We start from the raw sequence: 20,725 nt of genomic DNA, 5'->3' as shown, positions 1-20,725 counted from the left end.
GGCCGCCCGGCGGCGGGCCTCACGTCGCTCCGTAGCCGTCGGGCCGGTGGACCGGGAGCGCCGAGACACCGAGATCCCGGCGCATGGTCTGCCGCACCTCGTACAGGCCCTCCGAGGCGCGTTCCAGCCGTTCCCTGATGTCGTCCAGGGACTCCTCGGCCGTGTCCCCCCGCTCGTGCGGGCCGAGCAGGGCGTGGATGCGGTGCAGCTGGTGCACGACGCCGCCCGCGACGGACAGCACGGCGTCGCTGACCACCATCTGCGCCTCGGCGTACACGTCGCGCAGGACCTGGCGGGTCTCCTCCCGCTCCCGGCCCTGTCCGGGGCGCGCCTCCCCGGCGGCGAGGGCGAAGTAGTCCTTCGACAGGACCGAGTGGAACTGGCGCAGGCGCTGGTTGAACACCGCGTAGGTGGCCCGGCGCGCGGCCAGGGCCTCGCGGCGTTCGTCCGCCAGCAGCTCCTCCCGCCGCAGCCGCTCCGCACGGTCGAGCTCCACCGTCTTGGCCCGCAGGGCGCCGCGGTGCGCCATCACGCCGGACATCAGGGTGCCCGCCACCCCCACCACGGCGACGACCAGAGCGGTCAGAGAAGGGTCCACGGCTCCGAAGCTACTCGAAGTGGGCGCCGGTCGAACCGAGTTGCGGCAACCCGGCGTCACGAGGAGTCGCGGACCACCAGCTCGGTCGGCAGCACGATCTGCGCCCGGTCCGCGTTCTCGCCGGCGATCATGTCGAGCAGGACCCTGGTCATCGCGCGGCCCATCTCCTCGATCGGCTGGCGCACGCTGGTGAGGGCCGGGTCCATGTGGCGGGCCACGGCCGAGTCGTCGAAGCCGATGAGGGCGACGTCGTCCGGGATGCGGCGGCCGGCCTCGCGCAGGACCTGGCGGGCACCGGCGGCCATCACGTCGGACGCGGCGAAGACCGCGTCCACGTCGGGGCGGCGGGCGAGCAGGTCGCGCATCGCCCGGGCGCCGCCCTCCTCGGTGAAGTCGGCGGGGGCGATCAGCCGCTCGTCGGGCTCCAGGCCCGCTTCGCGGACGGCCTGGCGGTAACCGTCCAGGCGGCTCTGCGAGGCGTAGACGTCGAGCCGGCCGGTGATCGTGGCGATGGAGCGGCGGCCTCGCGAGGCGAGGTGTTCCACGGCGCCGCGGGCGCCCTCGAAGTTGTCCGAGTCGACGGAGGAGAGGGTCTCGGCGGCGGATCTGCGGCCGTTCATCACGGCGGGCATGCCGAGCTGTTCCAGCAGGTCGGGCAGCGGGTCGTCGGCGTGCACGGAGACCAGCAGCACGCCGTCCACGCGGTGCGCGGTGAGGTACTGCGCGAGCCGGCGGCGCTCGCGGTCGCTGCCGACGAGGGTGAGCAGCAGCTGCATCTCCGTATCGGCGAGGGCGGCGCCGACCCCGCGCACGATGTCGGAGAAGTACGGCTCCGCGAAGAAGCGGCTCTCCGACTCGGGCACGACGAGCGCGACGGCGTCCGTGCGGTTGCCGGCCAGCGCGCGGGCCGCGCGGTTGGGCACGTAACCCAGCTCGGCGACGGCGGCTTCGACCGCCTCCCTGGTGTGGGCGCTGACCCGGGGCGACCCGTTGATGACACGCGAGGCCGTGCCCCGCCCGACCCCCGCCCGCGCCGCGACCTCTTCGAGCGTGGGCCGGCCCCCGCTCCGTACTCGCGCTGCCGTCATGGCTGCCTCCCGTTCGCGGTCAATTTCTCACAGTCGGATAACCAAACCAAGTCCTGGCGTTGGTTCCCTTGACACTCTGCGGGACCGGTCGGCCGCTCCCCCGCTCCATTTATGGGAGCGCTCCCACTCTACGCGCGTGGTCAAGCGGAACGCGCAGGCCGGGGGGCGAACGGCCGAGACCCGGCACGGATGCCGGGTCTCGGGGGATGCGGCGGTACGGACAGGGCGTACCGGAGGGGATCAGGCGAGGTCCTCCAGCGGCGGGAGGGCGTGGCGGCGGATCACGTCGGCGTACCAGTGGGCACTGGCCTTCGGGATGCGGCGCTGGGAGGCGTAGTCCACGTACACCGCGCCGAACCGCTTCGAATAGCCGTACGCCCACTCGAAGTTGTCCATCAGGGACCAGAGGAAGTAGCCGCGCACGTCCGCGCCGTCGGCGACCGCGCGCTGCACGGCGTCGAGGTGGCCGTGCAGGTAGGCGATGCGCTCGGGGTCCTGGACCCGGCCCTCGGGCGAGACGTAGTCGTCGAAGGCGGCGCCGTTCTCGGTGACCATCAGCGGGATGCCGGGGTGGTCGCGGGTGACGTCCATGAGCAGGTTGTAGAGCCCGTTGGGGTCGATCGACCAGTTCATGGCGGTGGTCGGCTTGCCGTCGGCGAGGTGGAAGGCGACGTGCTCCGAGCCGGGCCACGGGGAGTAGTCGCTCGCGCCGTGGCCGTCGTTGCGGGTGTCGCCGGAGCCCTCGGCGGGCGTGGAGACCAGGGTCGGCGTGTAGTAGTTGATGCCGAGGACGTCGACCGGGCGCGCGATGGCCTCCAGGTCGCCGTCCCGCACCAGCTTCGACCAGTCCACCACGTGCGCGGTGTCCGTGAGCAGGTCCTCCGGGTAGGCACCGTGCAGCATCGGGCCGGTGAAGACCCGGTTGCCGACCGCGTCGATGCGGCGCGCGGCGTCCACGTCCTCGGGGCTCGGGGTCAGCGGGCGGACCTGGTGGAGATTGAGGGTGACCGAGGTCTGCGCGGTAGCGGGGAGTTGACCGCGCAGAACCTCGATCGCCCGGCCATGGGCGAGGTTGAGGTGGTGGGCCGCCCGCAGGGCGGACGCGGCCTCGGTACGGCCGGGGGCGTGCACCCCGGAGCCGTAGCCGAGGAAGGCCGAGCACCACGGCTCGTTGAAGGTGGTCCACGTGGCGACGCGGTCGCCGAGGGCGCCGGCCATGATCGCGGTGTAGTCCGCGAACCGCTCGGCGGTCGCGCGCTCCGGCCAGCCGCCCGCGTCCTCCAGCTCCTGGGGCAGGTCCCAGTGGTAGAGGGTGGCGACGGGCTTGATGCCGGCCTCGAGGAGCTCGTCGACCAGCTTGCGGTAGAAGTCGAGCCCGCGCTCGACGGCGGGGCCGCGGCCGGTGGGCTGGACCCGGGACCAGGAGATGGAGAAGCGGTACGCCTTGAGCCCCAGCTGCTTCATCAGCGCCACGTCGTCGCGGTAGCGGTGGTAGTGGTCGGCGGCGATGTCGCCGGTGTCGCCGTTGCGCACCTTGCCGGGGGTGCGGCTGAAGGTGTCCCAGATGGAGGGCGTGCGCCCGTCCTCGGCGGCGGCACCCTCGACCTGGTAGGCGGCGGTGGCCGCTCCCCAGACGAAGCCCGTCGGGAACGTGGTGGTGGCCTCGGGCACCGGCTTCGGGGCGATGTCAGGTCGTACGGCAGTCATGCGGGAGCGCTCCCAGGGGTGTGAAGGACAGGGGCGTTGACGGGGTGGGGCTACGGGGCCGTACGGTCCGCGGGGCGGGCGGGGACCGTACGGCTCCGTGACGGAGAAGCGGCGAGCGGGTGGTCAGCCCTTGACGGCGCCGGACATGATGCCGCCGACGATCTGCTTGCCGAAGATCACGAACACCACGAGCAGCGGCAGGGTGCTGATCAGCGCGCCGGCCATCACGATGCTGGTGTCGGGGGTGTACGAGGCGCTGAGCTGGCCGAGCGCCACCTGAAGGGTGGGGTTCTGCTGGTTCAGGGCGAGGTAGGGCCAGAAGAAGTCGTTCCACGCCTGGACGAAGGTGAGCATGCCGAGCACCATCATCGCGGGACGGGCCACCGGCAGCACCACGCTCAGCACGATGCGGAAGTTGTTCGCGCCGTCGATCTTGGCGGCCTCGATCAGCTCGTACGGCAGCGCCTCGCTCAGGTACTGGCGCATGAAGAAGACACCGAAGGCGCTGACCAGGGTCGGGAAGATGACCGCTTCCAGGTCGCCGCCCCAGCCGATGTCGGACATCATCATGAACAGCGGGACGACGCTGAGCTGCGGCGGGATCGTCAGGGTCAGGATGACCCCGGTCATCAGGGCGTTCCGGCCGCGGAAGCGCATCTTGGCGAAGGCGTAGCCGGCCAGGGTGCAGAAGAAGAGCGTCGCCACGGTGATGCAGCCGGCCACGATGACGGTGTTGACGATCGCCTTGCCCAGATGGGCCTGGTTCCACGCGGCGTCGAGGTTGTGCAGGAGGCGGCCGCCCGGCAGGAACGGCGGGGTGGTGGCCAGCACTTCGTCCTGGGTGTGGGACGCGGCCACGAGGGTCCAGTACAGCGGCAGCAGCGAGCCGATGCCGACGACGGCCAGGGCGATGTAGGCGAACGGGCCGCCGTTCAGCTGCTGCCCGGCACCGGGCTTGAAGCGGCTGGCGCGCTTCGGTGCGCGGTGGACGGAACGCGCCGGGAGGCCGGGCTCCGAGACTTTGGTGGGGCTGGTCATGGTCATTGGATTTCGCTCCCGGTCAGACCGCGGATTTGCGTACGAAGCGGCCGATGAGCCAGTTGACCGCGGCGATGATCAGCAGGAGGGCGAGCATCGCCCAGGCCACTGCGGCGGCCGGACCGAGGTGCCCGAGGTTCCAGCCGTAGTTGTAGAGGTAGACGCTGAGCGTCTCGTACTGATTCTCGTTGCCGCCGGTCGCGCCGAGCGTGCCGCCCTCCAGGAGCATGGGCTCACCGAACAGCTGCATGGAGCCGATGGTCGAGATGACGATCGTGAAGAGGATGGTGGGCCGCAGCGAGGGGATGGTCACCTTGCGGAACTGCTGCCAGCGCGAGGCGCCGTCGAGCGAGGCCGCCTCGTACAGGTCGGACGGCACCGCCTGCATCGCGGCGAGGTAGATCAGGGTGTTGTAGCCGGTCCAGCGCCAGATCACGATGACCGAGATGGCGATCTTGGACGTCCAGTGGCCGTTGGCCCAGTTGGTGTCGCCGAGGCCGACGAAGTGCAGCGCCCAGTTCAGCAGGCCGCCGTCGGCCCGGAAGACCAGGGCGAAGACGAGGGCGGCGGAGGCCACGGAGGTGGCGTACGGGGTAAGGATGATGGTGCGCCAGAAGGTGCTGGCCCGCAGCTTGTAGTTGAGCAGGTGAGCCAGGCCGAGCGCCACGAGCAGCTGCGGGACCGTCGACATCACACCGATCAGGAAGGTGTTGCTGACGGCCGTCCAGAACTCGGCGTCGTGCAGGATCTTGTCGAAGTTGTCCCAGCCGACCCACTCCATCTGGTTCATGCCGGTCATCTCGACCCGGTGCAGGGCGATCCAGCCGGTGTAGATCAGCGGGTAGAGCCCGAAGGCGCCGAAGACGAGGAAGAACGGGGCTATGTAGGCGTACGGCGACGCCTTGTCGTCGAACCGCCAGAGCCGGCTGCGCCAGTTCTGCCGGCGTGCGTTCACCGGTTTGTGCTGGGAGCCGCGGGGTGGCGGCGCGTATGCGTCCCGGGTGGGAGTCGAGGTGGCCACGAGCGGGATGTCCTTCCCTGGATTTTGCTTGGGTTACCCGGGTACGGGGATGGCTGGGCCGTTACGCCGCACCCCTCAGGAACACGCGGGTGCGGGCGGCCCTGGGAGGGCCGCCCGCGCCCGGGCGGGTCCGGCGGATCAGGCCGGACGCGCCCGGCGAACGTCAGCCGATCACCTTGTCGATGGCCTTGGTCGCGGCGTCCCAGGCGTCGTCGGGCTTGGTGCCGCGCTGCTCCATGTTGTTGATCTGGGTGGAGATGGTGTCCTTGATGGCCGCGTCCTTCGGGCCGAGGATCGTCTCGGGGATGGACTTGGCCTCATCGGCGTAGATCTGGCCGATCGGGGCGTCGTTGAAGTACGGCAGGGTCGCGTTCTTCACGTCCGGGAGCTCGTACGCGCCCGTGTTGGACGGGAAGGAGCCGATCGCCTTGAAGACGGCGGCCTGCTGCTCGGGGGCGGTCAGCCACTTGACGAGCTTGGTGGCCTCGTCGACGTGCTTGCCGGACTTCGGGACACCGAGGAAGGAGCCGCCCCAGTTGGCCGCGGTGCTGCCGGGCGCGGTGGTGATGTCCCACTTGCCCTTGTTGGCGTCACCGGCGTTCACGGATATCTGGCCGGCCATCCAGGCGGGGCAGGCGACGGTGGCCATGGTGCTCTTGCGGAGCGCGGCCTTCCACGGGTCGCTGAACTGGGCGAGGCCCTGGGTCAGCTTCTTGTCCGCGGCCTCGGCGGCCAGGTTCCAGCCCTGCTGGACGCTGGGGCTCTCCTTGTAGATCGCCTTGCCGCTCTCGTCGTAGTACTGCTTCGCGTTGGAGCTGACGACGGCGTTGAACATGGCGCTGGCGGAGTCCATGAAGTACGTGCCCGCGGGCGCCTTCTTCTTGTACTCCTCACCGAGCTTGAGGTAGTCCTCCCAGCCACCGGCGATCTTGGCGGCGACCTCCTTGCGGTCGGTCGGCAGACCGGCCTTCTTGAACAGCTCGGTGTTGTAGCAGAGCGACATCGGACCGATGTCGGTACCCGCGCCGATCACCTTGCCGTCAGCCGTGGTGGCCTGCTTCTCCTTCCACGACACGAACTCCTTGACGTCGATGACCTTGCTCAGGTCGGCGAACTGGTCCGCCTTGGTGTCGACGAGCTCCTTGATGCGGCCGACCTCAAGACCCTGGACGTCGGCGAGGCCGCTGCCCGAGTTCAGCTGCTGGAGCAGCTTCGGGTAGTAGACCTTCTCATCGGCGGTGGTGTCTTCCTTCACCGTGATGTTCGGGTGCAGCTCGTGGTACTTGGCGAAAAGACCGGCTTCCTTGTAACCGAACTGGCCGTAGTCGGCGACGGTCAGCGTGATCTTCCCGTTCGACTCGGAGGACTCGTTCGAGTCGGAATCGTCGCTGCTGCAGCCGGTCAGCAGCAGCGCCGAAGCGGTCAGGCCCGTGGTGGCCAGGACCGCGACTCTGCGGCTCCGGCCGGCGACGGTGCGGGTGATACGCATTCCACTACTCCTTGTTCCAGGGTGGGACTGGCTCACTGCGTGGCATACGCACTGGTGAGTGCGGGTGCCGAAGGGTGTTGGGGGGAGTACACGGGCAGTGCCGTTCACTCGGGGAAAACCCCGTGCGATGTGGGAGCGCTCCCATGCGTCGATGTCGGAAGATTGCTGCCTACGGGGGGTGGGTGTCAAGAGTTGAAGACGCTTCCGTTGCGCGAGCGTGTCCTGCAAGTCACGAGACCGTGTCCGGCCGAGGGCTTGCCAAAGCGGTTCACCGCGTTGCGACGCCAGGCGGTTTTTCGAATTCCCGCAGGTGGGAGGCGGGTTGGCGGGTGACCTTGGCCAACCCCCCGCAAAAAACCGGCCGGGGTGCCCGTTTTTCGACACGGCCCGGAAACGGTCCGCCGGAGCCCCGGGGACCCCGCCGGGAAGTGAACGGGGTGCGGCGCGCAGGGGGCGCGGATCCGGACCCGCGCGTTCTTTGCCCGAACCCGGGCGCCCGCCCGGCGCCTTCAGGCCCGGCCGGGGCACCGCTCCGGAGTCATGCCCCGCGCAGCCGGGCGAGCGTCGCTTCCAACTCCTCCTGGGCCGTGCGCGCCGCCGCCTCCGGGTCGCCCGAGACGATGGCCGTGACGAGGGCGCGGTGGCCCGCGTGGCCGTGCTGGGGGTCCTGGCGGCGCAGGCCCAGGAGGTCCACGAGGTCGATGAGGCCCTGGCGGAGGGCCGGGACGAACTCGGCGAAGAGGTCGGTGAGGACCGGGTTGTGCGCGGCGGCCACCACCGCCCGGTGCACCGCGATGTCCGCGTCCACGAAGTCCGCGTCGTCGAGGCCGGCGCCCGCCCTCAACCGGGCGGTGAGCGCCGCGTCGAGGGCGGTCAGGTCCTCGTCGGTGCGGCGGCGGGCGGCGAGGCGGGCGGCCTGGACCTCGATGAGCATGCGGACCTCGTAGACGTCGGTGACCGAAGCCCTGCGCAGCCGTACCGGCCAGTCCTCCGTGACGTGGTCGGCGACGACGAAGACGCCGGCGCCCTGACGGGACTGGAGGAGGCCGAGTGTCGCGAGCGTGCGGACCGCCTCACGGACCGTGGAGCGGCCCACGCCCAGTTCGCGGGCGAGGGTGGTCTCGCCCGGGAGCTTCGTGCCGACCGGCCAGTGCCCCTCGGTGATCTGCGCGCGCAGATGGCTGGTCGCCTGTTCTACGAGGGGGCTGGGGCGGAGGGGGCCGAGCGGGGACACGTCGTTCACCTGTCAGGTTGTCTGAGGGGTTGCGTTCTGGTTACTGTACCGCCCATGACGTACCGCGGTCTCCTCCTTCTCGGCTGCCGCGGCGGGGCCTGAAGCGATCGGCACCCCGCCGCGGGGTGCCGTGCTGTGCCGGTCGCATCCGGCGATGCGAGAAGAGACACCGTTCATGCCCGAGTCCATGTCCGCGGCCACGTCCGACGCCCGGTCCCCGATGCACAGCTTCCCCACCATCTGCACGCCGCGCGGCCCGGTCCCCCAGGCGGCGCCCCGCTGGAACCCGCAACGCTCCAGCTCCATGCCCTCGCACCGCTACCGCTCCGCGTACGACCGGGTCGCGGTCCCGCTGACCGGGCGGAGCTGGCCGCAGGCCCGTATCCAACGTCCCCCGCTCTGGGTGCCGGTCGACCTGCGGGACGGCAACCAGGCGCTGGCGGAGCCGATGGACACCCCGCGCAAGCGGCGGATGTTCGACCTGCTGGTCGCGATGGGCTTCAAGGAGATCGAGGTCGGCTACCCGTCCGCGAGCCGCACCGACTTCGACTTCGTACGGCACCTGGCGACGAGCGGGGCCGTCCCCGACGACGTCACCGTGGTCGTCTTCACCCCCGCCAGGGCCGACCTGATCGACCGCACCTTCGAGTCCGTGGCCGGCCTGGACCGCGTCGTCGTCCACCTCTACATCGCGACCGCCCCCGTCTGGCGCGAGGTGGTCCTGGGCCGCGACCGGGCCGACGTGCACGGCGTGGTGCTGGACGCGGCCCGGCGGATGGACCGGCTGGCCCGGGCCAGGCCCGGCGCGGACATCCGGTTCCAGTTCTCGCCCGAGGTCTTCAACCTGACCGAGCCCGACTACGTCCTGGCAATCTGCGACAGTCTCACCGAGCTGTGGGACGCCTCGCCGGACCGGCCGGTCGTCCACAACCTGCCGGCCACCGTCGAGATCGCCACGCCCAACGTGTACGCGGACCAGATCGAGTACATGCACCGCCACCTGGCCCGGCGCGACTCGGTCATCCTCTCCGTCCACCCGCACAACGACCGGGGCACGGGCGTGGCCTGCGCGGAGCTGGCAGTGCTGGCGGGCGCCCAGCGGGTGGAGGGCTGCCTGTTCGGCAACGGGGAGCGCACCGGCAACGTCGACCTGGTCAACCTGGCGCTCAACCTGCACGCGCAGGGCGTCGACCCGATGATCGACTTCTCGGACATCGACGAGATCCGCCGCACGGTCGAGCACTGCAACCGGCTGCCGGTCCCGCCGCGCCATCCGTACGGCGGGGACCTGGTGTACACCGCGTTCTCCGGCACCCATCAGGACGCCATCAGCAAGGGCTTCGCCCGCCGCGCGACCAGTGCGTCGGAGCTGTGGGAGGTGCCCTACCTGCCGATCGACCCGGCCGACGTGGGGCGTACCTACGAGGCCGTCATCCGGGTCAACTCGCAGTCGGGCAAGGGCGGCATCGCCCATCTGCTGCGCACCGGCCACGGGGTGGACCTGCCGGCCGGGATGCGGGCGGAGTTCTCCCGCACCGTCCAGGAGGCGACCGACGACAGCGGTGCGGAGGCCACCCCGAAGGACCTGTGGAACCTGTTCGAGGCGGCGTACCTGGTCCCCGGGCGGGACGGCGGCGTCGCCCTCACCTCCTGGTCGGCGCAGACCGGCCCGGCCGGTGAGCACCGCTTCGTCTGCACCTTGCGGGTGGACGAGCGGGAGGGCGACTACGAGGGGGCGGGCAGCGGCCCGGTCACGGCGTTCGCGGACGCGCTGGCGGCGGCCGGGGTGGAGGCGGCCGTCCTGGAACTGCCGGAGCAGCACCCGGACGGGGCCGGGACCACGACCGCGTACGCGCGCTGCCGGGTCGGCGGCGAGGAACGCTGGGGCGCGGGGCGGGACGCCTCGGGCGTGGCCGCGTCCGTGGCGGCGGTGCTGTCGGCGGTGAACCGGGCGCGGGGGTAGCTCCACGCGGACCGGGGTGCGCCCCCGGCCAGGAGGAAGGGGGGGTGCTCGTCCCGGCCGGGGGCAGTGGGGCGCGCACCCCGGCCGGGGTGGGGGGAAGGGGGCCGGGCCGGGGTGCGCGGAGGGGGTGTGGTCCTGGGTGCCGGTCCTACTTGTACGCGCCGAACGCCTTGGTGAAGGCGAGCGGTTCCTGGGCGATCGAGCTGCACGAGGCGTCCGCGGTGGGCTTGGCGCCGCCCGCGCACTCCTTGTCCCGGGTGCCCGACCACATCGCGAGCCAGGCGAGGCCCTTCTCCTTCGCGAAGGCGACGAGCTGGGTGGCGTCCTCGACCTTGAAGACCTCGGTGCTGACGTCGTTGACGCCGATCATCGGGGTGACGGCGACGGCCTTCCACGCCTCGGCGTCGGAGAGCCCGAGCACGCCCTTGATCTGGGCCTGGGTGGCGGTGGCGGCCTGGACGGCGTACGTGCCCATGTCGCCGCTGTAGGAGGCGCCGTAGTCCATCGCCATGATGTTGACGGCACCGATGTCCACACCGTTCCTCTTCGCGTCCGCGATCAGGTCGACGCCGGGCTGGGTCAGGCCCTCGGGCATCACGGGCAGCGTGAAGGACACGTCCAGGCCGGGGTGCGCCTTCTGGAGCCGGGCGATGGCCTGCGAGCGGCGGGTGTTGGCGGCGGTGTCGGGGAGCGCGCCGCCCTCGATGTCGAAGTCGACCTTGGTCAGCTTGTACGTGTCGACCACCTCGCCGTACGCGGCGGCGAGGTCGGCCGCCGAGGCGCAGCGCAGGGCCAGTTCGGAGCCGGCGGCCCCGCCGAAGGAGACCCGGACGTCGCCGCCTGCCCCGCGCAGGGCGCTGATCTGGGAGGCGACGTGGTCGTCGCGCAGGCCGGTGACCCCGCCCCAGAGCGGGGCGCAGCTGCCGCCGGAGGTGATGAAGGCGAGGTTGAACTGCTTGACCCCGGTCCTGTTCGCGGTGTCGACCAGGTCGTACGCGGGGTAGAGCGAGGTGTCCACGTACGGGGCGAAGCGGGCGCCCGCCGCGGTGGAGCCGCCGTCGTCGGTCTTCGTGGGGGTGGGGGTCGGCGTGGGGGGCGCCGTTTCGGTGGGCTTCCCGGTGGGGGTGGCCGTGGGGGACGGGGGCGCGGACCCGGTGGGGCGGCCGCTGGGCTCGGGGGTGGCGCCGGGGTCCACGGAGCAGGTGGCGCCGTCGATCAGGCAGCCGGTGGGGTCGGCCGCCGTGCCGTCGGACGCGGCGACGAAGCCGACGGTGACGGACTGCCCGGCGGCCAGCTGCTTGTTCCAGGCCGCGGGGCGGACCGTGACGTGGTTCCCGCTGACGGTGTGGTCGCCGTTCCACAGCGAGCTGAGCTTCGTGCCCGCCGGGAGGTCGAACTCCAGCGTCCAGCCGGACTTCGCCGAGGCGGTGTCGTTGGTGACGACGTACTGCCCGGTGTAGCCACCGGTCCAGCCGCTGGTACGGGTGTACGCGGCGCCGACCGACGATGCCTGCGCCGTGCCGGTGAGGGCGAACACCGTCCCTCCGACCACCGCGGCCGCGACGACCGAGCCGATCACCTTGGTCCTGGTGCCCATCGTGCGCCGGTGCGTACTGGTGCCCATCGCGTGCCTGCCTCGTCGTGCGGGAGTGGGGATGCGGGAGCACGCTAGCGGCTGCGGAACGGGCAAATGGGGCGAGCCGGACCGGGGTCGAGGTTCTTAGGACTGCCTTAAGGAGCGCATCGGCCAGGCTAAAGGTTCGGGCGTCCGACGCCCCGGCGCCGCCGCTGCCGCCCCACCCGGTGGCCCCGCCCGCCACCCCGCGGGCGCTGTCCGTCGAGCCCGATCCAGACCCGGACCTCCGTGCCGCCCAGTACCGAGCGGCCGATGCGCACGTCGCCGCCGGTGGACTCGGCGACCCGTCGCACGATGTCGAGCCCGAGCCCGGTCGAGCCCACCGCGTCCCGGGCCCCGCCGCGCGCCAGGGCCGCCTTGGGGTCGGCGATCCCGCCGCCCGCGTCCGAGACCAGCACGATCACCGCGTCACCGCTGTGGTGCACGTCGACCGCGAAGGCGGTGCCCTCCGGGGTGTGCCGGAAGACGTTGCCGAGCAACGCGTCGAGCGCCGCCGCCAGTTCGGGCCGGGCGACCGGGATGCGCACCGTACGGTCCACCCCGGCGAGCCGCACCTCGCGGCCCTCGTCCTCGGCCAGGGCGGACCAGAAGGCCATCCGCTCGCGGATCACCTCGGAGGCGTCGCACCCGGCGCCCGGCCCGCCCGGCTGGGTCTGCGGGCGCTGCTCCCGGGCGGTCCGGATGATCGTGTCCACCTCGCGCTCCAGCTGTTCGACGGCCGCCCGGGTCTGCTCGGCCGCGGGTCCCTCGCCGAGCGAGGCGGCGTTCAGCCGGAGAACGGTGAGCGGGGTGCGCAGCCGGTGCGAGAGGTCGGCGGCCAGTTCGCGTTCGTTGGCGAGGAGCTGGACGACCTGGTCGGCCATGGAGTTGAACGCGACGGCGGCGGAGCGCAGTTCGTCGGGGCCCTCCTCGGGGACACGGGTGCCGAGCCGCCCCTCCCCCAGGTCGTGGGCGGCGCCCGCGAGACGCCGTGCGGGCCCGACCATGCGGATGCCGAGGCGGTCGGCCACGGCGACCGAGCCGACGATCAGCGCGACGCCGACGCCCGCCAGCATCAGCCAGGCGGTGGTGACCCCGTGGGACACGGCGGCCTCGGGGACGAACACCTCGACCACCGCGATGTCCCGGGGTCCCACCGCGGTCGGCTGGAGCAGCACGGAGCCGCCGGCGACCCCGGTGATCGTGGCGCGGCCCGAGACGCGTACGGCCTCCAGCTCCCCGGGGGTGGCGCGGCCCCTGCCGATGTCGGCCGCGATGCCGTCGGGCTCGCCGGAGGCCGGGATGTGGACGGCCATCCGGCCGGCGGCGCCCGGTTCGGTGGTGAGGACGGCCTTCTCCAGCTGGGTCCGGTCCGTGGTGATGGAGAGGGTCGGGCCGATCGTCGCGGCCTGCCGTTCGGCGTCGGAGAACGCGCGGTCGCGGGCCATCTCCTTGACGACGAGCCCCAGGGGCACGGCGAACGCGATGACGACCATGGCGGTGACGGCCAGGCAGACCTTGACCAGCGCCCATCTCATGCCGGTCGCTCCGGCGCCGGGGGCTGGAGCTTCACGCCGACGCCGCGCAGGGTGTGCAGGTAGCGCGGCCGGGCCGCGGTCTCGCCCAGTTTGCGGCGCAGCCAGGAGAGGTGGACGTCGATGGTCTGGTCGTCGCCGTAGGACTGCTGCCAGACCTCGGCGAGGAGTTCCCGGCGGGGGACGACGACGCCGGGGCGCCCGGCCAGGAAGGCCAGCAGGTCGAACTCGCGGCGGGTGAGGTCGAGCGCGGTGCCGTCGAGTTCGGCCTGCCGTCGCAGCGGGTCCACGCAGAGTCCGCCGACCTGGATGACGCGCGGGGGCGGCGCCTCGCCTCCGGCGGCCCGGGCCCGGCGGAGCACGGCGGCCATCCGGGCCGACAGGTGCTCCACGGAGAACGGCTTGATGAGGTAGTCGTCGGCGCCGTCGTTGAGCAGCCGCACGATCTCGCTCTCGTCGTCCCGGGCGGTCGCGATGATGACGGGCACGTCGGTGATGCCGCGCAGCATCTTCAGGGCCTCGGAACCGTCGAGATCGGGCAGCCCGAGATCGAGAATGACCACGTCGAACCGGAAATGGGCGACTTCGCGCAGCGCTTCGAGAGCGGTGCCGACACTCCGTACGGTGTGACCGGCCTCCGTCAGGTGCCGGATGAGGGCGGAACGTACAAACTGGTCGTCCTCGACCACGAGCACACTGGGCATGGGCGGCACCGTACGCCATCCGATCTGCCCGGGTGTCATGTCCACCTGGTTCGTGGTGCAGGATGTTGATGATGCAACGAGCTCTGGTACACGCGCTGGCGTGGTCGCTCGCCACCGGCGCGGCGGTCACGGTCTCGTGGTGGGGTGTCCACGCCGTGCTCGCCGGCACGGTGTACGACCCACCGCGCGCGGTGCCGGTGGCGCCGCCGACCACGGAGAGCCTGACCTCCTCGACGCACCGCCCCGCCCCCTCGCCGTCACCAGAGCCCCGGACCACCGCCCCGAAGCCGCCCGCGCCCCCTTCCCGCAAGCCGTCCCCGTCCCGCACCCCGGCGCCCAACACCCCGCGTCCGGCGTCGGGGACGGCCACCGCGGCCGGGAAGGCGCGGAGTTACGCCACCGACGGCGGCCGGGTCGTCTTCGAGATCGGGGCCGCCTCGGCGGAGCTGGTCTCGGCGACCCCGGAACCGGGCTGGTCCATGCGGGTGTGGTCCAACACGACGTGGATACGGGTCGATTTCGCCCGGGACGACGGCACCACGGTCTCCGTCTTCTGCACGTGGAACGACCACGCGCCCCAGGTGGACATCGTCAACTCGTAGTCCGTACGGGAAAGAAGCCACCCGTACGCGAAGAACTCAGCGGAACGCGTCCGGGGGCGGCGGCGGTGACGGACGGGCCTCCGCGTCGCGCACCGGGGCCGCGCCGCCGGTGAAGTCCGTGAGGGCGCGGCCGTGTTCGACGCGTCCGGCGTGCGGGTCGGTCGCGACGCGGCGGGTCAGCTGGGCGATCTCCGGCACGGTGTCGGAGGCGAGCAGGACGGCGTTGCCGAAGCGGCGGCCCCGCCACACCGCGGGGTCGGCGGCCAGCGCGAGTGCGGGGAAGACCGTGGCGGCGGTGGCGATCTGGCCGCGCAGGTGGGCCAGCGGCGGCCCGTCCGCGAGGTTGGCGACGTAACTCCCGCCGGGCTTCAGGACCCGGCGCACCTCGGCGAGGAACTCGGTGGTGGTCAGGTGCGCCGGGGTGCGGGCGCCGCTGAAGACGTCCGCGATGACGAGGTCGGCCCAGCCGTCCTGGATCCTCCCCAGCCCCGCGCGGGCGTCGGTGGACCTGACCCGGATCCTGGCCTGCGGGTCCAGCGGCAGTTCGCGGCGGACCAGCCGCACGAGCGCCTCGTCCACCTCGATGACCTGCTGGGTGGACCGGGGGCGGGTGGCGGCGATGTACCGGGCGAGCGTGAAGGCCCCGCCCCCCAGGTGCACCACGTGCAGCGGCTGCCCGGCGGGGGCGACGAGGTCCGCGATGTGGCCGATGCGGCGCTGGTACTCGAAGGAGAGGTACGTGGGGTCGTCCAGGTCGACGTGCGACTGCGGGGCCCCGTCGATCGTCAGCGTCCAGGCACGCCGGCGCTCCCGGTCGGGCACGAGTTCGGCGAGTCCGCCGTCCACGGGCTCGGAGACGTTGCCCTCCGGGGCTCCGCGACCCGCGCGCCCCTTGCGGTCGCCGCCGGCCGCTCCTCGACGTGCCACTGCTTCTCGCCCCTGCCCGCTGCTCACCGTGTCCGGGACGGGCCGATCCGCACGGCCCGCCGTCCCGCCATTATCGGTGCGACGCGGGCGGACGGCTCAGCGGCAGTTGTCGGCGGCCTCGATCAGCCGGGCCGCCTGGTCGAGCGCGACGCGCAGCACGGCCGGGTCGGTGACCGGGGTGTCCGCGGCGGGCGGCAGCAGCCAGCCGCTGCCGGAGACCGGCGGCTCGGCGGGGATGCGCAGCCCCCGGCCGTCGGTCCGCGTACAGGCGCTGCCCGGTACGTCCCAGCCCTGCGCGGTGCCCGGCGGCACCAGGAAACCGAGGGTGTCGCAGGCTCCGTCGTGGATGACCGGGCCCACGACGTCCCGCGCCGCGCCCCGGCGCAGGATGTCCACGGCCTCCAGGCCCTGCCGGGCGGGCACGGTCACCAGATCACAGGGTTCGCCGGCGGCCGCGCCGCCGTCCGCCAGGTCGGTGTGCAACAAGGGACCTCTCCTCTCATCGCCGGGGGCGGAGCCGCGCTCCGTACTCCCTCTCCGTGAGGACCAACGCGCCGACCGCGTCAAGGGCTACGGTGCGACACCGCCGCAAAGGGTGGCAGTTCATGGCGGATCGCGACCGAGATGCCCGCTTCATCCGCAAACGCTGTGTGTGCACCCCGTCACGGACGGTACGTTCTTGCTCCGCCGGGACACCGGAAACAGCGCCCGGCTCGCACCGAGAGGGCCATGCCATGGTGTCGACACGGGCAGTTCCCAACCTCGCCTTCCGGCGGCTGCGCGGCCCGCGCTCCGCCGGGGAGTTCGCTGCCGCGGTACGCAGGTCCGCTCGCGAGATCGGCGAGCAGGTCGCGTGCGACGCCCGGTACATCGGACGCGTGGAGTCCGGCGAGATCCGCTGTCCCAACTACGCGTACGAGCGGGTCTTCCTGCACATGTTCCCCGGGACGACCCTGGAGGACCTGGGCTTCTCGCCCCGCGCTTCCGTACGCGGGCGGGCGGCCAGGCCCGCCGCGGACGCCCCGCCCCCGACTGCCCCGCCGCCGGAGCCCGGCGGCGACGACGAGGAGAGCGACGTGCTGCGTCGCGTGTTCATGACGAGCGGCACCACCGCGGTGGCGGCCGTCTCCCTGGGGCTGGGCCTCGGCGGCCCGGCCGCAGCCCTGCCCCTGCAACGCCGGGTCGGCGATACGGAGGTGAGCGCCGTCGAGCGGGCGGTGCGGCAGATCCGGGTGCTGGACGACCGGCACGGCGGCGACTGGCTCTACCGGCGCGCCTCGCAACCCCTGCGGACGGCGTACGCGCTGCTCGACGCGGGCACCGTGAACCGGCGCTCCACGGCGGACCGGCTGCACTCCGGCGCCGGTGAGCTGGCCATCTCCGTGGGCTGGCTGGCCCATGACTCGGGCCGCTTCGAGGACGCCCGTTCGCATTACGCGGAGGCGCTGGCCACCGCGCGGGTCGCCGGTGACCCGGCGCTGGAGGCGCACGCGTTCTGCAACGTGTCGTTCCTGGCCCGGGACACCGGGCGGCCGCGTGAGGCGGTGCGGGCGGCGGAGGCCGGGCAGCGGGCCGCCGAGCCGCTGGGCTCGCCCCGGCTGCGGGCGCTGCTCGCACTGCGGGAGGCGGGTGGCCGGGCGGGGCTCGGGGACCGCACGGGCTGCGAACGGGCGCTCGGCCGGGCGCACTCCGCGTTCTCGCGGGGGGTGTCGGGGGCGGACCCGGAGTGGATGAGCTTCTTCCGCGAGGCGGAGCTGGAGATGCTGGAGGCCCAGTGCTGGGCCGCGCTCGGCGACTGGTCCCGGGCCGCGCGCCACGCGGAGCGGGCGGTCCGGCTCCAGGACCCCCACTTCACCCGCAACCTCGCGCTGTACCGCGCCGAGCTCACCTGGGACCTGGCCCGAGGGGGCCGCCCCGAGGAGGCGGCAGCGGCCGGCCATGCGGTCCTGGACCTGCTGGAGGACGTCCAGTCGTCGCGCATCCGGTCGATACTGCGCGACGCGGTGGGGGCCCTGGGGCCCCGGACGGGGGCGCCCTCCGCGGTACGCGACTTCCTGGACCGGGTCACCTCTTGCGCCTGAGGCCGCCCCCTGTCAACCGGGCCGGCCCCACCCCGTCCGGCGTTTGAGGACGGAAGCGTCGCGCACGGCCGCGGTGCCTGCCCCGGGGCCTTGACCCGAGGGCTGGGCGGATGCGCCCCGGACCGGGGCAGAGGGTTCCGTCCTCGAACGCCGGACGGGCCGGGTTTCACCGGCGCACCGGTTCCGCCCAGCGTGCCGGACGGGCTGAGGCGCACGCACCGCTCACCGCTCGAGGTGCCCCGTGTCGTTCCATTTCTGGATCGCCGGGGCGCCGTACGCCCAGCCCAGGACGGACAGCGACGTCGGGGCCAGCCAGATGCGCGCGCCGAAGGAGATGTCCTCGCCCAGCCACCGCGCGCCGAGCGCCCGCAGGATGTGGCCGTGGGCGAAGACCAGGACGTCCCGGTCGGCGGACCGCGCCCACTCCACGATCTCGTCGGCCCGGGCCGCCACCTCGGCGGTGCTCTCGCCCTCCGGCACCCCGTCGCGCCAGATGAACCAGTCAGGGCGGCCCGCCCTGATCTCGGCCGGCGTCATCCCCTCGTACGCCCCGTAGTCCCACTCCATCAGCGCGTCCCACGGCTCGGCGCGGTCGCCGAAGCCCGCGAGTGCGCAGGTCTCGGCGGCCCGGACGAGCGGGCTGGTGCGCACCTCCAGGCCGTGGAGGTCCGTCCACGGCCCCCGGTGCAGCCGCTCGCCGAGCAGCGCGGCCCCCTCGCGTCCGGCGTCCAGCAGCGGGATGTCCGTCCTGCCGGTGTGCCTGCCGTTGAGGGACCATTCCGTCTGCCCGTGACGGGCGAGCAGGATGCGCGGTGCCATATGAGGGTTCTCCCTGAAAAGCCAAGACCTTGTCCCCATCATCCCGTACCCGCCGATGAGGCAACCCGGCGGGCCGCGACGGCGTCCCCTTGACCACAGACGCATCGCAGCAGCTGGGGGGTGCCGACCGCACCCCCGGGGGAATCGCGCCCGACGCGCACCGTACGGTTGAACGCCCGCAGTCGGCCGCATGTACACGTGATGGAGAAGTTCCGGATGCCGCACGCCACCACCGCGCATGCTCCGCGCCACCGGCCCCGCTGGTGGACCGAGCTGCCGCTTCTGGCCCTGGTGTACGCGGCGTACTCCTGCGGCCGCCTCCTCGTACGCGGTGACGTGTCCACGGCCGTCGACCACGGCCTGAGCATCCTGCGCCTGGAGAAGGCGCTGTACCTGAACGCCGAGCACCCGCTCAACCGCCTCTTCACGGCGCACCCCTCCCTAGGGGTTCCGTCCGACTTCGCGTACGCCTCCCTGCACTACGTGGTCACCCCGGCCGTCCTGATCTGGATGTTCCGGCGCCACTCGGCCGCGTACCGCAGGGCCCGCACCTGGCTGATGACCTCCACGATGCTCGGTCTGATCGGCTTCACACTGATGCCGACGTGCCCGCCGAGGCTGCTGGACGCGAAGCACGGGTTCGTGGACACGATGGCGCAGTACAGCTCGTACGGCTGGTGGGGTGCGGAGGCGAGCGCGCCGCGCGGCATGGGCGGGATGACCAACCAGTACGCGGCCATGCCCAGCCTGCACGTGGGGTGGGCGCTGTGGTGCGGCATCCTGCTGTGGCGCCACGCCAAGCACCCCGCGCTGCGCGCCGCGGGCGTCGCCTACCCGCTGATCACCACGTTCATCGTGATGGGCACCGCCAACCACTATCTGCTCGACGCGGTCGCCGGCTGCGCCGTGATGGGCGTCGGGGCGCTGCTCGCCCGGCCCGTGATGCGCCTCGCCGACCGGGTCAGGGCCTCGGTCCTGACCCGCTTCCCGGGAGCTTCCGCCGCGACGGGGTCCCCGGATGTCAGTGCCGGGTGCGAGACTTCGGCGGGTGAGCGAATCCCCGGCCAGCGGACCTCCTCCGCAGAACCATCCGACGCGGCAGCAGCGGCCGGTCCGCCTGCCCGGGCCGACGGCGCCGACGGGTCAGGGCGCGCCCCCGACGGGGACCCTGCGGCAGCGACTCGCTGAGCTGAGAGGCCCGGCGGTCGCCCCGCGCCCGCTGGACGCCCGCGCGCTCGCCGCCCTCGCCGCCAATCCGGGCTGCAAACGCCGTGCCCTGCTCGACGGGGCCGGGGTCGACAAGGGCGCGCTCGCCGCCGCGCTGGGCTCACCGGCCCCGTTCGGCCAGTCCCAGTTCGCCTTCATGCGGGGCAACGCCTTCGAGGCCCGGGTCAAGGCCGACGGCGGTACGGAGCTGATGCGCCTGCTGCACGAGCGGCTCGGCGGCTCCGGTGAACCGCCGAGCGAGGTGGCGGCGCCCGATCTGACGGCCGCCGGGCCCGAGGGCCGCGCGGCCAGGACCGCGCTCGCGCTGCGGGAGGCGACGGAGGCGGGCGGCTGGGCGCTGCTCGACCACCCGATGCTGGCCCTGGAGGTGGCGGGCTCCCCCGCCTATCTGGAGCCGGACGCGGTCGTGGTGCACCCGGACGGCACCTGGACCGTGGTCGAGATCAAGTCCTTCCCCATGATCGACGGCTCGGCGGACGCCGCGAAGGTGGGCGCCGCCGCCCGCCAGTCCGCGGTGTACGTGCTGGCGCTCGAACGGGTCGCGGAGGTCACCGACGGGGCCCGGGTGGGGCACCGGGTGCTGCTGGTGTGCCCGAAGGACTTCTCGAACCTGCCGGCCGCCTCCGTCGTGGACGTACGCAAGCAGCGCGCCGTCACCCGCCGCCAGCTGACCCGGCTCACCCGCGTCGAGGAGATCGCGGCGGCCCTCCCCGAGGGCGCCTCCTTCGACCCGGAGCGCTCCTGCGAGGACCTGGAGTCGGCGGTCGAGTCGGTCGCCGCGGCCTACGCGCCGGAGTGCCTGTCCGCCTGCGAGCTGGCGTTCCACTGCCGGGCCCGGGCGCGCGCCGAGGGGGCGGTGGAGGCGCTGGGGCGCGGGGTGCGGGGCGAACTGGGCGGACTGACGACGGTCGCCGGGGTGCTGGCGGCGGCCGCGGGCAAGGAGGGTGATCCGGCCGATCCGGCGGTCGCCGCCCTGCGCCGCGCGGCGGCCCTGCGCGCCGAGGCGCTGGAGGGGCGGGCCGTATGTCGCTGATCACCGCGCTGGCCCGGCTGGAGGCCGTGGAGAGCGGCCGGGCG

Annotated in this window: 18 protein-coding genes; 5 read left to right on the top strand and 13 right to left on the bottom strand. The window is 72.9% G+C overall.

From position 1 onward, the window contains the following. Positions 1-19 precede the first annotated feature (19 nt). The 7 genes from G3I41_RS15605 to G3I41_RS15575 form a co-directional block, all read right to left on the bottom strand. Positions 20-598, bottom strand: coding sequence for a hypothetical protein (locus tag G3I41_RS15605; protein WP_164400809.1), 579 nt, complete (start codon positions 596-598; stop codon positions 20-22). A 56-nt stretch (positions 599-654) separates the two neighbouring features. Then, the gene (locus G3I41_RS15600; RefSeq protein WP_164400808.1) at positions 655-1,686 is read right to left on the bottom strand and encodes a LacI family DNA-binding transcriptional regulator; all 1,032 of its coding nucleotides are present in this window, start codon (positions 1,684-1,686) and stop codon (positions 655-657) included. 240 nt (positions 1,687-1,926) lie between these two features. Next, the gene (locus G3I41_RS15595; RefSeq protein ID WP_164400807.1) at positions 1,927-3,393 is read right to left on the bottom strand and encodes a GH1 family beta-glucosidase; all 1,467 of its coding nucleotides are present in this window, start codon (positions 3,391-3,393) and stop codon (positions 1,927-1,929) included. A 123-nt stretch (positions 3,394-3,516) separates the two neighbouring features. Next, entirely contained in the window at positions 3,517-4,437 is a 921-nt protein-coding gene (locus tag G3I41_RS15590) for a carbohydrate ABC transporter permease (protein ID WP_164400806.1), read from the bottom strand. 16 nt (positions 4,438-4,453) lie between these two features. After that, positions 4,454-5,452 carry a sugar ABC transporter permease gene (locus G3I41_RS15585; RefSeq protein ID WP_164400805.1) on the bottom strand — a complete coding sequence of 333 codons (999 nt, stop codon included), beginning with the start codon at positions 5,450-5,452 and terminating at the stop codon, positions 4,454-4,456. A gap of 163 nt (positions 5,453-5,615) precedes the next feature. Further along, entirely contained in the window at positions 5,616-6,941 is a 1,326-nt protein-coding gene (locus tag G3I41_RS15580) for an extracellular solute-binding protein (protein WP_164400804.1), read from the bottom strand. A gap of 538 nt (positions 6,942-7,479) precedes the next feature. Then, positions 7,480-8,175 (bottom strand): FCD domain-containing protein, encoded by a 696-nt coding sequence (locus G3I41_RS15575; RefSeq protein ID WP_343242140.1) that lies wholly within the window; start codon positions 8,173-8,175, stop codon positions 7,480-7,482. A gap of 175 nt (positions 8,176-8,350) precedes the next feature. On the opposite strand from G3I41_RS15575, the gene G3I41_RS15570 reads away from it, so the two are divergent. Beyond that, positions 8,351-10,138 carry a 2-isopropylmalate synthase gene (locus G3I41_RS15570; protein ID WP_164400802.1) on the top strand — a complete coding sequence of 596 codons (1,788 nt, stop codon included), beginning with the start codon at positions 8,351-8,353 and terminating at the stop codon, positions 10,136-10,138. A 148-nt stretch (positions 10,139-10,286) separates the two neighbouring features. Here the strand turns inward: G3I41_RS15570 and G3I41_RS15565 are convergent, their stop codons facing one another. The 3 genes from G3I41_RS15565 to G3I41_RS15555 all read right to left on the bottom strand — a co-directional run bounded on the left by G3I41_RS15565 (position 10,287) and on the right by G3I41_RS15555 (position 13,992). After that, on the bottom strand, positions 10,287-11,762 hold the full coding sequence (locus tag G3I41_RS15565) for a cellulose binding domain-containing protein (RefSeq protein WP_164400801.1): 1,476 nt from the start codon (positions 11,760-11,762) through the stop codon (positions 10,287-10,289). Between the two features lie 128 nt (positions 11,763-11,890). Then, entirely contained in the window at positions 11,891-13,291 is a 1,401-nt protein-coding gene (locus G3I41_RS15560) for a HAMP domain-containing sensor histidine kinase (RefSeq protein WP_164400800.1), read from the bottom strand. Then, positions 13,288-13,992: a response regulator transcription factor gene (locus G3I41_RS15555; RefSeq protein ID WP_164400799.1), complete on the bottom strand. Its 705-nt coding sequence runs from the start codon at positions 13,990-13,992 to the stop codon at positions 13,288-13,290. The genes G3I41_RS15560 and G3I41_RS15555 overlap by 4 nt, the downstream gene beginning before the upstream one ends. Before the next feature lie 68 nt (positions 13,993-14,060). On the opposite strand from G3I41_RS15555, the gene G3I41_RS15550 reads away from it, so the two are divergent. Beyond that, positions 14,061-14,594 (top strand): hypothetical protein, encoded by a 534-nt coding sequence (locus G3I41_RS15550; protein ID WP_164400798.1) that lies wholly within the window; start codon positions 14,061-14,063, stop codon positions 14,592-14,594. Positions 14,595-14,630: 36 nt separating this feature from the next. Here the strand turns inward: G3I41_RS15550 and G3I41_RS15545 are convergent, their stop codons facing one another. Together G3I41_RS15545 and G3I41_RS15540 are read right to left on the bottom strand one after the other, a co-directional pair. Continuing rightward, the gene (locus G3I41_RS15545) at positions 14,631-15,521 is read right to left on the bottom strand and encodes a fused MFS/spermidine synthase (RefSeq protein ID WP_343242138.1); all 891 of its coding nucleotides are present in this window, start codon (positions 15,519-15,521) and stop codon (positions 14,631-14,633) included. Positions 15,522-15,617: 96 nt separating this feature from the next. Further along, complete coding sequence (locus tag G3I41_RS15540; RefSeq protein WP_164400844.1) at positions 15,618-16,004, bottom strand: hypothetical protein; 387 nt, start codon at positions 16,002-16,004, stop codon at positions 15,618-15,620. 251 nt (positions 16,005-16,255) lie between these two features. On the opposite strand from G3I41_RS15540, the gene G3I41_RS15535 reads away from it, so the two are divergent. Then, positions 16,256-17,602, top strand: a complete 1,347-nt coding sequence (locus tag G3I41_RS15535) for a tetratricopeptide repeat protein (RefSeq protein WP_164400797.1) — start codon at positions 16,256-16,258, stop codon at positions 17,600-17,602. Positions 17,603-17,824: 222 nt separating this feature from the next. Here the strand turns inward: G3I41_RS15535 and G3I41_RS15530 are convergent, their stop codons facing one another. Further along, positions 17,825-18,421, bottom strand: coding sequence for a histidine phosphatase family protein (locus G3I41_RS15530; protein ID WP_164400796.1), 597 nt, complete (start codon positions 18,419-18,421; stop codon positions 17,825-17,827). A 216-nt stretch (positions 18,422-18,637) separates the two neighbouring features. On the opposite strand from G3I41_RS15530, the gene G3I41_RS15525 reads away from it, so the two are divergent. Continuing rightward, entirely contained in the window at positions 18,638-19,609 is a 972-nt protein-coding gene (locus tag G3I41_RS15525) for a phosphatase PAP2 family protein (RefSeq protein WP_203601133.1), read from the top strand. After that, positions 19,539-20,681, top strand: a complete 1,143-nt coding sequence (locus G3I41_RS15520; protein WP_239081651.1) for a hypothetical protein — start codon at positions 19,539-19,541, stop codon at positions 20,679-20,681. Before G3I41_RS15525 ends, G3I41_RS15520 begins: the two co-directional genes overlap by 71 nt. Positions 20,682-20,725 lie beyond the last annotated feature (44 nt).

Source organism: Streptomyces sp. SID9727, assembly GCF_010550605.1.
Lineage (GTDB): Bacteria > Actinomycetota > Actinomycetes > Streptomycetales > Streptomycetaceae > Streptomyces.
The sequence above is the reverse complement of the archived record's forward strand: the minus strand, read 5'-3'. Positions and strand labels throughout refer to the sequence as shown.

Excerpts from the sequence above, each read along its gene's own strand:
- G3I41_RS15550 (WP_164400798.1), top strand. The coding sequence starts at position 14,061 with ATGATGCAACGAGCTCTGGTACACGCGCTGGCGTGGTCGCTCGCCACC.
- G3I41_RS15580 (WP_164400804.1), bottom strand. The coding sequence starts at position 6,941 with ATGCGTATCACCCGCACCGTCGCCGGCCGGAGCCGCAGAGTCGCGGTC.
- G3I41_RS15570 (WP_164400802.1), top strand. The coding sequence starts at position 8,351 with ATGCCCGAGTCCATGTCCGCGGCCACGTCCGACGCCCGGTCCCCGATG.
- G3I41_RS15600 (WP_164400808.1), bottom strand. The coding sequence starts at position 1,686 with ATGACGGCAGCGCGAGTACGGAGCGGGGGCCGGCCCACGCTCGAAGAG.
- G3I41_RS15525 (WP_203601133.1), top strand. The coding sequence starts at position 18,638 with ATGCCGCACGCCACCACCGCGCATGCTCCGCGCCACCGGCCCCGCTGG.
- G3I41_RS15555 (WP_164400799.1), bottom strand. The coding sequence starts at position 13,992 with ATGCCCAGTGTGCTCGTGGTCGAGGACGACCAGTTTGTACGTTCCGCC.
- G3I41_RS15530 (WP_164400796.1), bottom strand. The coding sequence starts at position 18,421 with ATGGCACCGCGCATCCTGCTCGCCCGTCACGGGCAGACGGAATGGTCC.
- G3I41_RS15595 (WP_164400807.1), bottom strand. The coding sequence starts at position 3,393 with ATGACTGCCGTACGACCTGACATCGCCCCGAAGCCGGTGCCCGAGGCC.
- G3I41_RS15565 (WP_164400801.1), bottom strand. The coding sequence starts at position 11,762 with ATGGGCACCAGTACGCACCGGCGCACGATGGGCACCAGGACCAAGGTG.
- G3I41_RS15535 (WP_164400797.1), top strand. The coding sequence starts at position 16,256 with ATGGTGTCGACACGGGCAGTTCCCAACCTCGCCTTCCGGCGGCTGCGC.
- G3I41_RS15590 (WP_164400806.1), bottom strand. The coding sequence starts at position 4,437 with ATGACCATGACCAGCCCCACCAAAGTCTCGGAGCCCGGCCTCCCGGCG.
- G3I41_RS15560 (WP_164400800.1), bottom strand. The coding sequence starts at position 13,291 with ATGAGATGGGCGCTGGTCAAGGTCTGCCTGGCCGTCACCGCCATGGTC.